Origin of the sequence: Pseudomonas sp. FP2254 (assembly GCF_030687695.1) — a bacterium.
Classification (GTDB): domain Bacteria; phylum Pseudomonadota; class Gammaproteobacteria; order Pseudomonadales; family Pseudomonadaceae; genus Aquipseudomonas; species Aquipseudomonas quebecensis.
Genome location: NZ_CP117444.1, coordinates 5,431,304 through 5,442,352, shown reverse-complemented (window position 1 = coordinate 5,442,352; position 11,049 = coordinate 5,431,304). Strand labels below are relative to the sequence as shown.

The window sequence follows — 11,049 nt, the reverse complement described above, 5'->3', positions numbered from 1 at the left end:
GGTCAGTCGCTTGCCAGCATCGCCGTCGCGGCCGCTCCGACCTTGCGCACCGCTTCTTCAATCTGCGGGGTGGGTTTGGCCGAGTAATTCATGCGCAGGCAATTGCGGTACTTGCCCGACGCGGAAAAAATGCTGCCGACCGCCACCTGTACCCCTTGCTGCATCAACGTGCGGTTGAGCTTGAGGGTATCGAAGCCCTCCGGCAGTTCTACCCACAGCATAAAGCTGCCCTGTGGCCGACTGGCGCGTGTGCCAGCCGGGAAATAGCGGCTGACCCAATCGAGCATCAGGTCGCGATTGCGCTGATATTGCGTGCGCATCCGCCGCAAATGCGGTTCGAAGTGGCCACCCTTTAGAAATTCCGCGATGGCGATCTGCGGCTGCGTGGCGGTGGAACCGGTGCTGATGTATTTCATGTGCAGCACGCGTTCCAAATACCGGCCCGGCGCAACCCAGCCAATGCGCAGGCCTGGGGCGAGGGTTTTGGAGAACGAACTGCACAGCAGCACGCGACCGTCTTCGTCGAAGGACTTGATCGTGCGCGGGCGCGGGTAGCTGTAGGCCAATTCGCCATACACATCGTCTTCGATGATGGCCACGTCAAAGCGCTGGGCCAGGGTCAGCAGCGCGCGTTTGCGCGCTTCCGGCATGATGTAGCCCAAGGGGTTGTTACAGTTGGGGGTCAGCTGGATGACCTTGATCGGCCATTGTTCGAGGGCCAGCTCCAGGGCTTCGAGGCTGATGCCGGTGAGCGGATCGGTGGGGATCTCCAGGGCTTTCATGCCCAGCCCCTTGAGGGTCTGCATGGCGCCATGGAAGCTCGGTGAGTCCACCGCGACGATGTCGCCCGGCTCACAGATGGCGTGGATGCTGGCCGATAACGCTTCGTGGCAGCCGGTGGTGATCACGATGTCTTCGGCGCCCAGTTGGCAGCCGGAATCCAATGACAGCCGGGCGATCTGCTCGCGCAGTTCCATACAGCCCAGGATGTTGTCGTAGTACAACCCCGGCAGATCCTGGCGCCGGCTGACGCGGGCCAGGCTGCGCAGCAAGGGTTTGAGGGTGGGCGACAGTACATCGGGCATGCCACGGCCCATCTGTATGACGTCTTTGCGCGGCACAGCGCGAATCAGTTCCAGCACCTGGTCCCACTGGGAGATTTCCACCGGGCGCTGTGCCGGCCGTCCTACCTCCGGCAACGCAGGCAGCTCACGGCTCGCGGGCACGAAGTAACCAGACTTGGGTTTAGGTGTCGCCAGGCCGTGGTCTTCCAGCAGGCGATAGGCCTGTTGCACGGTGCTCAGGCTCACCCCATGTTCCACGCTTAACGCCCGTACGGAGGGCAACCGGTCGCCTGGGCGATAGAAGCCTTGTTCGATGCGAGTGCCCAGCAGCTCGGCGAGGTTGACGTAGAGGATCATGGCGGTCGCTCCCTGGGACCAGTACAGATCCTGGGAAAATACAGGATTCAACCTTCAAGTGGCAGTATCTGTATGGATTTAATAAGCGCTTGTTGAATCTGTAATGGTTTGGTCCACTCGCTCATTCTAGTCACTCATGGCAACCGACAAATGAGGGGCAGCAAAAATGAACGGTATGAGCGATGTGCGCCTGAGGTTATACAGTCAGGAGCTGGAGGCTGACCAAGCTCGGGCCGCAACGCCGGGCGATATCAGCCGTTGGGGGCTGTTCTGGCGCCGTCGCCACACCCGCAAGGCCTTGCTGCACTTGACCGGCGAGCAACTGCGCGACATCGGCTTGAGTGCCGAACAGGCGCTGGAGGAAGGCCTGAAACCGTTCTGGCGTGATTGATCAGACCAGCTCTTTGAGGCGGTGCCAAAGCATGCCCAATGCCAGCAGCGGCGAGCGCAGATGCTTGCCGCCGGGAAAGGTCATGTGCGGCACCTGGGCGAACAGATCGAAACGCCCGTGCTGCTGGCCGCTGATTGCTTCGGCCAGCAGCTTGCCCGCCAGGTGTGTGGCATTGAGGCCATGGCCGGCGTAGGCCTGGGCGTAATACACATTGGGCTGATCGCTCAGGCGCCCGATCTGCGGCAGGCGATTGGCGCCGATGCCGATCATGCCGCCCCATTGATAATCGATCTTCACGTCGGCCAGTTGCGGGAACACCTGCAGCATTTTCGGACGCATATACGCGCCGATGTCCTTGGGGTCCCGACCGGAATAATGGCAGGCCCCGCCGAACAGCAGGCGCCGGTCGGCCGACAGGCGGAAGTAGTCCACGGTCACCCGCTGATCGCAGACGGCCATGTTGCGCGGCAGTAATTGAGCGGCCTGGGCCTGGCTCAAGGGTTCGGTGGCGATGATGTAGCTGCCGGCGGGCAGTACCTTGCCGCTCAGATGAGGGTTGAGGCCATTGAGATAAGCGTTGCAGGCCAACACCAGCGTATTGGCGCGTACCGTGCCCTGGGCGGTGTGGACTTGGACTTCGGGGCCGTAGTCGATACGCGTCACTGGCGATTGCTCGAACAGCTTTACGCCTTGTTGCGCGGCGGCGGCGGCTTCGCCGATAGCCAGGTTCAGCGGATGCAGGTGGCCGGAGCCCATGTCGATCATGCCGCCCACATAGCGCCCGGAACCGATCACACTGTCCATTTCGTTGGCTTGCAGCAGGCGCACTTCATGACGATAGCCGAGGCTGCGCAGTTCTTCGGCATCTTCGGCCAGGCCTTGCAGGTCGCGAGGCTTGTTGGCGAGGTCGCAATAGCCCCACGTCAGGTCGCACGCGATCTGAAAGCGTTCAACGCGCTCGCGCACGATCTCCACGGCCTCAAGGCCCATCAGTTTCATCTGTCGGACCCCGTCGGTGCCGATGATGCTGGCGAACTGGTCCAGGCCATGACCGACCCCGCGGATCAATTGCCCGCCGTTACGCCCGCTGGCGCCCCAGGCGATTCTGCGGGCCTCCAGCAGCACCACGCTGAACCCGCGCTCGGCCAGTTCCAGGGCGGTATTGAGCCCGGAAAAGCCACCGCCAACCACACACACATCGGCTGTCACCTCGCCCGTCAGCGCCGGGTAGTCGGGCTGCGGCAGGCTGCTGGCGGCGTAGTAGGAATCAGTGTGGCGGGCGCTTGTGATCATGGGGAGCATCCCTGTTTGGAAAATTTGACGCAGGATACAGCGGTCGGACGATGCTGTCTGCGCAGGGCAATTTGCGGCAGAATCCACGCCTGTTCGCCGTGGGGTACGTGTTTCGATGAGTTGCAACCGTCAGAAGATCAGCGCATTGCGCCGTCAGATTCCTTCGTTCGAATGTGTGCCGGGGTGCCATGACTGTTGTGGGCCGGTGACCACCTCGCCCGAAGAAATGTCGCGCCTGCCGCGCAAGACTGCTGCCGAGCAGGAGGCCGCCATGGACGAGCTGAACTGCGTTCATCTGGGCCCCGCGGGCTGCACGGTGTATGACGAGCGGCCGCTGATCTGTCGGCTGTTCGGCACCACCGAAACCTTGCCATGCCCCAATGGCCGTCGGCCGGTGGAGCTGATTCACCCACGGGTGGAAAAACAGATCCACGAATACATGGCCAGCACCCGGCAGGTATTGGTTTAGTCCGGGATCGGCAGGTTAAGGCTCTCTTTAACCTCTTCCATCACGATGTAGCTCTTGGATTCGCGCACGTGGGGCAGCTTGAGCAGGATGTCGCCCAGTAATTTACGGTAGGAGGCCATCTCGGAAATCCGCGCCTTCACCAGATAGTCAAAGTCACCGGATACCAGGTGGCATTCCAGCACATGGGGCAGTTTCAGCACGGCGCGGCGGAACTCCTCAAAGGTGTCGCCGGACTTGTAATCCAGGCTGATCTCGACAAATACCAGCAAACTCCCCTTCAAGTGCTGCGGGTTGAGCCGCGCGTTGTAGCCCATGATGATTCCCTCGCGCTCCAGGCGCCGTACGCGCTCGGTGCAGGGTGTGGTCGAGAGGCCGACTTTTTCCCCCAGCTCAGTGAACGAGATGCGCCCATCGGTTTGCAGGATGCGCAGGATATTGCGGTCGATCTTGTCCAGCTCCCGCTTGGTCTGGGTGTTGGTACGCATAGGGGATACGCCTCTGTTAAAACGGTTTTTGCCGAGAATTGTCGCCAAATATAGGCATTTATATAGTGAAATGCACTGGCGATTGCTTTTTATACTGCGCCCATCATTGCTCGAATAACACACGTCGGCGGCCAAGCCGCGATGAGGATATAAAAATGCGCGTTCTGGTCTTGGGTAGCGGCGTCATTGGGGTAACCAGTGCGTACTATTTGGCGCGGGCCGGTTTTGAAGTGGTGGTGGTCGACCGCCAGCCCGCCGCTGCCATGGAAACCAGTTTCGCCAACGCCGGCCAGGTGTCCCCAGGCTATGCCTCGCCCTGGGCCGCGCCGGGCGTGCCGCTCAAGGCAATCAAATGGCTGCTGCAACGCCACGCGCCATTGGCGATCAAAGCCACCGCCGATATCGATCAATACCTGTGGATGGCCCAGATGCTGCGCAACTGCACCGCCAGCCGGTATGCGGTGAACAAAGAGCGCATGGTGCGTTTGTCCGAATACAGCCGTGATTGCCTCGATGAGCTGCGCGCCGAGACCGGCATTGCCTACGAAGGCCGAAGCCTGGGGACCACCCAACTGTTCCGCACTCAGGCGCAGTTGGACGGCGCCGCCAAGGACATCGCTGTACTCAAAGAGTCCGGTGTACCGTTCGAGCTGCTTGATCGTGCCGGCATTGCCCGCGTGGAACCTGCTCTGGCCAGCGTCACCGACATCCTCGCCGGTGCTCTGCGCCTGCCCAACGACCAGACTGGCGACTGCCAGATGTTCACGACGCGCCTGGCCGACATGTGCAGGCAATTGGGCGTTGAGTTCCGCTTCGAACAGGATATCCAGCGCCTCGACCACGCGGGCGAGCGCATCAACGGTGTATGGATCGATGGCAAGCTGGAAACAGCCGATCGTTATGTCCTCGCCTTGGGCAGTTATTCGCCGAAGTTGCTCAAACCGCTGGGTATCAAGGCGCCGGTGTACCCGCTCAAGGGTTATTCGTTGACCGTGCCGATCACCAACCCGGCGATGGCGCCCACCTCGACCATCCTCGACGAGACCTACAAGGTCGCGATTACCCGTTTCGACAACCGCATCCGCGTCGGCGGCATGGCTGAGATCGCCGGTTTTGACCTGTCGCTGAACCCGCGTCGACGCGAAACCCTGGAGATGATCGTCAACGACCTTTATCCTCAAGGCGGCGATCTGGCCCAGGCTTCGTTCTGGACCGGCCTGCGTCCGACCACGCCCGACGGTACGCCGATTGTCGGTGCCACACCGTTCAAGAACCTGTTCCTGAATACCGGCCACGGCACCCTCGGTTGGACCATGGCCTGTGGCTCCGGTCGTTTGCTGGCCGACCTGATGGCCAGGAAAACCCCGCAGATCAGCGCCGCGGGCCTCGATATTTCCCGTTACGGCAACCACCAGGAGTCCGCAAAACATGTCAATCCAGCGCCAGCTCACCAATGAGCGCATGAGCCAGATCGTTGTTCACAGCGGTACCGTGTACCTGGCCGGGCAAGTCGGCGATGACATGAGCGCCGGGATTGAACAGCAGACTCGCGAGACGCTCGCCAATATCGAGCGCTTGCTGGACCTGGCCGGCACCGACAAAACCAGACTGCTGTCGGTGACGATTTACCTGAAGGACATCGACGCCGATTTCGCCGGCATGAATGCAGTGTGGGACGCGTGGCTGCCCAAAGGCGTTGCCCCGGCACGCGCCACCGTTGAAGCCAAGCTGTGCGAACCGCACATCCTGGTAGAGCTGTCCGTGGTGGCCGCGCTGCCTTAGATTCAGATCCCTCTCCCGGCGCCGAGGCTGTTGATCGGTGCCGGTTTTTTTTTCACTCCGCCGCCTAGAAGCCTGCCGCCATGCGTCCAGCCCGTGCCCTGATCGACCTCCAAGCCTTGCGCCACAACTACCAATTGGCCCGTGAAGTCACGGGCGCCAAGGCGCTTGCCGTGATCAAGGCCGATGCCTACGGCCATGGCGCCGTGCGGGTGGCCCAGGCGCTGGAGGCGCAGGCCGATGGTTTTGCCGTGGCCTGCATCGAGGAAGCACTGGAACTGCGTGCCGCCGGCATTCGTGGGCCGGTGCTGCTGCTGGAAGGCTTTTTTGAAGCCGACGAGCTACCGCTGATCATCGAGCATGATTTCTGGTGTGTGGTGCATTCGCTGTGGCAACTGGAAGCTATCGAACAGGCTCGCTTGAGCAAACCGCTGACCGTGTGGTTGAAACTGGATTCGGGCATGCATCGTGTCGGCCTGCATCCCAAGGATTATCACGAGGCTTACCAACGCCTGCTGGCCACCGGCAGCGTTGCAAAAATCGTCTTGATGAGCCACTTCGCACGTGCCGATGAGCTCGATTGCGTGAGCAGCGATGAGCAAGTGGCGGTGTTTGACGCGGCGCGCCAGGGCCTGGCGGCCGAGGTGAGCCTGCGCAATTCGCCGTCGGTGATGGGCTGGCCGAATGTGTCCAGCGACTGGGTGCGCCCCGGCATCATGCTGTACGGCGCCACGCCGTTTGGCGAAGACCAGGCCGTGGCCGCGCGCCTGCAGCCGGTAATGACCCTGGAATCGAAAGTGATCTGCGTGCGTGAGCTGCCGGCGGGTGAGCCAGTGGGCTACGGCGCCAGGTTCATCACGCCCAAACCCATGCGGATCGGTGTGGTCGCCATGGGTTACGCCGATGGCTACCCACGTCACGCTCCCACCGGGACGCCAGTGCTGGTGGCTGGGCAGCGCAGCCGGTTGCTGGGGCGCGTGTCCATGGACATGCTTTGTATCGACCTGACGGACGTGCCTCAGGCCGGCCTGGGCTCGACGGTGGAGTTGTGGGGAAAAAACATCCTGGCCAGCGACGTCGCCGTCGCCGCCGACACCATCCCCTACCAGATTTTCTGCAACCTGCGGCGGGTGCCAAGGCTCTACTCCGAGGCCTGAGCGCCGTTACGAATGGAGCTGGTCGGGATTTAGGCCAAAGTGTTGTAAATACTGAACGCTGTCGCCATGATAACGCTCAATTACAACAAGCCTGAATCCTAGGAGGCACCTGCATTGGACGTCGGCGAACGACTGCAATCCATCCGTAAACTCAAAGGTCTTTCCCAGCGTGAGCTCGCCAAGCGCGCGGGTGTCACCAACAGCACCATTTCGATGATCGAAAAAAACAGTGTCAGCCCCTCGATCAGCTCCTTGCGCAAGGTGCTGGGCGGCATTCCGATGTCCATGGTCGAGTTCTTTTCCGAAGAGATCCTCCAGGAAATACCGACGCAGATCGTCTATAAAGCCAATGAGCTGATCGATATCTCCGACGGCGCGGTCACCATGAAGCTGGTGGGCCGGGCGCACCCCAGCCGGGCTATCGCGTTCCTCAACGAGATCTATCCGCCGGGCGCCGACACAGGTGAGGAAATGCTCACCCACGAAGGTGAGGAAACCGGGATTTTGCTTGAGGGCCGCTTGGAGTTGGTGGTCGGTCTTGAAACTTTTGTGCTCGAAGCGGGCGATAGCTACTACTTTGAAAGCACCAAGCCCCACCGTTTCCGCAACCCGTTCGACGTGCCGGCGCGACTAATCAGCGCAGCCACACCCGCGAACTTTTAACACAAGAGGCGTCCTGCCAGCGTTGCAGAGCCGCCCGTGGCAGTATCCGCGAGGCTGAATCTCCCTTTATTTAATGGGGTTGTTTCGGCCAGGCGGGCTAACCGTTATACTTTCGCCGCCTGCGAAACCGTGGCCGCAGGCGTGAATAGCCACCATTGAGGGTGAACGCGTGAACCTAATTATGAAAATGCTGGCTGCACCAGCAACCGTACTGGCCCTCTGGGCTGTCAGCGCTCAAGCTGCGACCAACGATGAGATCGCCAAGCGCCTGGAGCCTGTCGGCCAGGTGTGCGTCCAGGGCCAGGAATGCAAGGGCATGGAGGTGGCCGTGACGGCGGGCGGCGGCGGTGCGAAAACGCCGGATGACATCATCGCCAAGCATTGCAATGCATGCCACGGCACAGGTTTGCTGGGCGCGCCGAAAATCGGCGATACCGCGGCCTGGAAAGAGCGCGCCGATCACCAGGGCGGCCTTGATGGCATCCTGGCCAAAGCCATTACCGGTATCAACGCCATGCCGCCCAAAGGTACCTGCGCCGATTGCTCCGATGAGGAGCTCAAGGGCGCCATCAAGAAGATGTCCGGTCTGTAACCCGGGTAGCTTCGCCAAAAATGCCGCTTCCGAGCGGCTTTTTTGTGCCTGCAATTGATAGGTCGAGGCTGGTTATTGCAGCAAAGACCCTGCAAGCTCGGTCCAACTCCAATTCATGGAATGTCAGGAGGGTCGGATGGTGCAGTTGTGTTCAATCGAGCAAGCAGTTGATGACGTACTGGCGCGATTGCCGGCGCATATCCATATGGGCCTGCCGCTGGGCCTGGGCAAGCCCAATCTGTTTGTCAACGCGCTGTACCGGCGTATCGCCAAGCTGCCGGAGCGGGCACTGACGATCTACACCGCCTTGAGCCTGGGCCGCCCGACATTGGGCGACGGTTTGCAGAAGCGCTTTCTCGAACCCTTCATCGAGCGTGTGTTCGGCGATTACCCCGAGCTGGATTTCCTCGCCGGCCTGCACACAGACAGCTTGCCGGCCAATATCCGCGTGCAGCAATTCTTCATGCAACCCGGCAGCCTGCTGCACAGTGCATCGGCGCAGCAGGACTACGTCAGCAGCAATTACAGCCACGCCGCCCGCGACATCAACGCTGCCGGCCTGAACCTGGTGGCGCAGCTGGTCGCCAGCAGTGCCGAACACCCCGACCGTCTGAGCCTGAGCTGCAACCCCGACATTACCCTCGACCTGCTGCCGATGATCGCCAGGCGCCGCGACGCGGGTGAAACCATCCTGATCGTCGGTCAGGTTCACACCGAATTACCCTACATGCCCGGGGATTCCGAGCTGGGCATGGACGCATTCGACTACCTGCTCGACGAAAAGGACAGCACCACGCTGTTTTCCACACCCAATATGCCAGTGGGTTTCCAGGATCACTTTATCGGCCTGCACACCAGCACCCTGGTACGCGACGGCGGCACGTTGCAGATTGGTATCGGCTCGATGGGCGATGCACTCACGGCCGCACTGCTGGCGCGTCAGGCGGACAACGAAGCCTATCGCTTGCTGCTGACGGACCTGGATGTATACCGCTGGGCGCCGTTGATCAGCCGTGAAGGCGGGGTTGCGCCGTTCGCCCGTGGCCTGTACGGCTGCAGCGAAATGTTCGTGAATGGCCTGCTGGTACTGGCCGACGCGGGCATCGTGCGGCGCAAGGTGTACCCGGATGTCGCCACTCAAGAACAGGCCAACGCGGGCTTGCTCGATGACGCCGCGCAGACCGATGGCGTGTCGATCCACGGCGGTTTCTTTCTAGGGCCTCGGAGTTTTTACCAGCGCTTGCAGGAAATGACCCACGCCAAGCGCCTTGAATTCAACATGACAGGTATCAGTTACATCAACGAGCTGTACGGTCAGGAGGCACTCAAGCGCCTGCAGCGCCAGGATGCGCGATTTATCAACAGCGCGATCATGGTGACGCTGCTGGGCGCGGGCGTGGCCGACCAGTTGGAAGACGGCCACGTACTCAGCGGGGTCGGTGGGCAATACAACTTTGTCGCCCAGGGCCATGCGCTGGAGGGCGCTCGCTCGATCCTGATCCTGCGGAGCTGGCGCGAATCGGCCGGGGAGGTCAGTTCCAATATCGTCTGGGACTACGGTCACTGCACCATTCCCCGGCACCTGCGGGACATCGTCATTACCGAATACGGCATCGCGGACTTGCGCGGTCAGACGGACGCCAAGGTGATCGAGGCGTTGCTCAGCATCACCGACTCGCGCTTCCAGAATGACCTGATCCAACAGGCGCAGAAGGCCGGCAAATTGCCCAAGGATTTCCAGCTGGATCCGCGGTTCAGCGACAACACGCCCGAACGGTTGCAGGGTATCCAGGCGCGACACCGACGCTTGTTCCCCGAATATCCGCTGGGCAGCGATTTCACTCATGAGGAGCGAGATCTGTTGCGGGCGCTGAACTGGCTCAAGAGCAAATTCAAGCTGACGGAGATTCTCGAGTTGGGCAAGGCTGCATTGGATGCGCCGGAACCGGAAGCGTTTCCAGAGCATTTGAGGCGGATGCGGTTGGACAAGCCTGAAGGTTTGAAGGAGGACCTCTATCAGCGCCTGTTACTCGCTGGCTTACAAGCAACCGCACACTAAAACCAACACAGGGCCAACTGTGGAAGGGGGCGTGCCCCCGATAGCGGCGTATCAGTCCCAAATGTGTTGGCTGAACCACTGTTATCGGGGGCAAGCCCCCTCCCACATTTTGATGCGTGTTCACCTCGTAGCAAATTACTCGATGAAGGTGACCACACCACCTTCCAACGACTTCACGCGCGCCAGCGACTCAACCCGATAACCCTGCGCGTCCAGCTCGGCGCGGCCACCCTGGAACGACTTCTCGATCACGATCCCCAAACCGGCCACGGTTGCGCCGGCCTGCTTGATGATCGAAATCAGTGCCTGGGACGCCTTGCCGTTGGCCAGGAAGTCGTCGATCACCAGGACGCGGTCGCTGCTGGTGAGGTGACGCGGCGAGATGGCCACGGTGCTTTCGGTTTTCTTGGTGAACGAATACACCGTCGCCGACAGCAGGTTTTCGGTCAGGGTCAGGGATTGCTGCTTGCGCGCGAAAATCACCGGCACGCCCAGGTTCAGGCCGGTCATGATCGCCGGGGCGATGCCCGAGGCCTCAATGGTGACGATCTTGGTGATGCCCGAGTCCTTGAACAACGCGGCGAACTCGTCGCCGATCAGTTTCATCAGCGCCGGGTCGATCTGGTGGTTCAGAAACGCATCGACCTTGAGTACCTGATCGGAAAGCACGATGCCTTCTTCGCGAATTTTCTTGTGCAGTGCTTCCACGGAAAGCTTCCTCTAATGGCGCGTTGTGCGCC

Annotated in this window: 12 protein-coding genes; 8 read left to right on the top strand and 4 right to left on the bottom strand. The window is 61.1% G+C overall.

Annotation, left to right across the window (positions count from 1 at the left end):
• Positions 1–2 precede the first annotated feature (2 nt).
• Positions 3–1,421 carry a PLP-dependent aminotransferase family protein gene (locus tag PSH94_RS25175; protein WP_305435992.1) on the bottom strand — a complete coding sequence of 473 codons (1,419 nt, stop codon included), beginning with the start codon at positions 1,419–1,421 and terminating at the stop codon, positions 3–5.
• A gap of 166 nt (positions 1,422–1,587) precedes the next feature.
• Between PSH94_RS25175 and PSH94_RS25170 the strand changes: the two genes are divergently transcribed.
• Positions 1,588–1,812 (top strand): DUF1127 domain-containing protein, encoded by a 225-nt coding sequence (locus PSH94_RS25170; RefSeq protein ID WP_181076289.1) that lies wholly within the window; start codon positions 1,588–1,590, stop codon positions 1,810–1,812.
• On the opposite strand, the gene PSH94_RS25165 is transcribed toward PSH94_RS25170, so the two are convergent.
• Entirely contained in the window at positions 1,813–3,105 is a 1,293-nt protein-coding gene (locus tag PSH94_RS25165) for an FAD-binding oxidoreductase (protein WP_305435991.1), read from the bottom strand.
• A gap of 115 nt (positions 3,106–3,220) precedes the next feature.
• Here PSH94_RS25165 and PSH94_RS25160 point away from each other — a divergent pair, with 115 nt between their 5' ends.
• The gene (locus PSH94_RS25160; protein WP_305435990.1) at positions 3,221–3,574 is read left to right on the top strand and encodes a YkgJ family cysteine cluster protein; all 354 of its coding nucleotides are present in this window, start codon (positions 3,221–3,223) and stop codon (positions 3,572–3,574) included.
• Here PSH94_RS25160 and PSH94_RS25155 read toward each other — a convergent pair.
• Positions 3,571–4,059, bottom strand: a complete 489-nt coding sequence (locus PSH94_RS25155; protein ID WP_003176896.1) for an Lrp/AsnC ligand binding domain-containing protein — start codon at positions 4,057–4,059, stop codon at positions 3,571–3,573. The genes PSH94_RS25160 and PSH94_RS25155 overlap by 4 nt on opposite strands.
• 155 nt (positions 4,060–4,214) lie before the next feature.
• On the opposite strand from PSH94_RS25155, the gene dadA reads away from it, so the two are divergent.
• The 6 genes from dadA (at position 4,215) to PSH94_RS25125 (ending at position 10,309) form a co-directional block, all read left to right on the top strand.
• Positions 4,215–5,516: a D-amino acid dehydrogenase gene (dadA, locus tag PSH94_RS25150; RefSeq protein WP_181076294.1), complete on the top strand. Its 1,302-nt coding sequence runs from the start codon at positions 4,215–4,217 to the stop codon at positions 5,514–5,516.
• Entirely contained in the window at positions 5,488–5,841 is a 354-nt protein-coding gene (locus PSH94_RS25145; protein ID WP_181076295.1) for a RidA family protein, read from the top strand. Before dadA ends, PSH94_RS25145 begins: the two co-directional genes overlap by 29 nt.
• Positions 5,842–5,921: 80 nt before the next feature.
• Positions 5,922–6,995, top strand: a complete 1,074-nt coding sequence (gene alr / locus PSH94_RS25140) for an alanine racemase (RefSeq protein WP_181076296.1) — start codon at positions 5,922–5,924, stop codon at positions 6,993–6,995.
• 114 nt (positions 6,996–7,109) lie between these two features.
• Positions 7,110–7,658, top strand: a complete 549-nt coding sequence (locus PSH94_RS25135) for a cupin domain-containing protein (RefSeq protein WP_005792468.1) — start codon at positions 7,110–7,112, stop codon at positions 7,656–7,658.
• A gap of 181 nt (positions 7,659–7,839) precedes the next feature.
• Complete coding sequence (locus tag PSH94_RS25130; protein ID WP_305437754.1) at positions 7,840–8,250, top strand: cytochrome c5 family protein; 411 nt, start codon at positions 7,840–7,842, stop codon at positions 8,248–8,250.
• Positions 8,251–8,386: 136 nt separating this feature from the next.
• Positions 8,387–10,309: an acetyl-CoA hydrolase/transferase C-terminal domain-containing protein gene (locus tag PSH94_RS25125; protein ID WP_305435989.1), complete on the top strand. Its 1,923-nt coding sequence runs from the start codon at positions 8,387–8,389 to the stop codon at positions 10,307–10,309.
• 135 nt (positions 10,310–10,444) lie between these two features.
• Here PSH94_RS25125 and PSH94_RS25120 read toward each other — a convergent pair whose 3' ends face one another.
• Complete coding sequence (locus PSH94_RS25120; protein WP_305435988.1) at positions 10,445–11,017, bottom strand: xanthine phosphoribosyltransferase; 573 nt, start codon at positions 11,015–11,017, stop codon at positions 10,445–10,447.
• Positions 11,018–11,049: the final 32 nt, after the last annotated feature.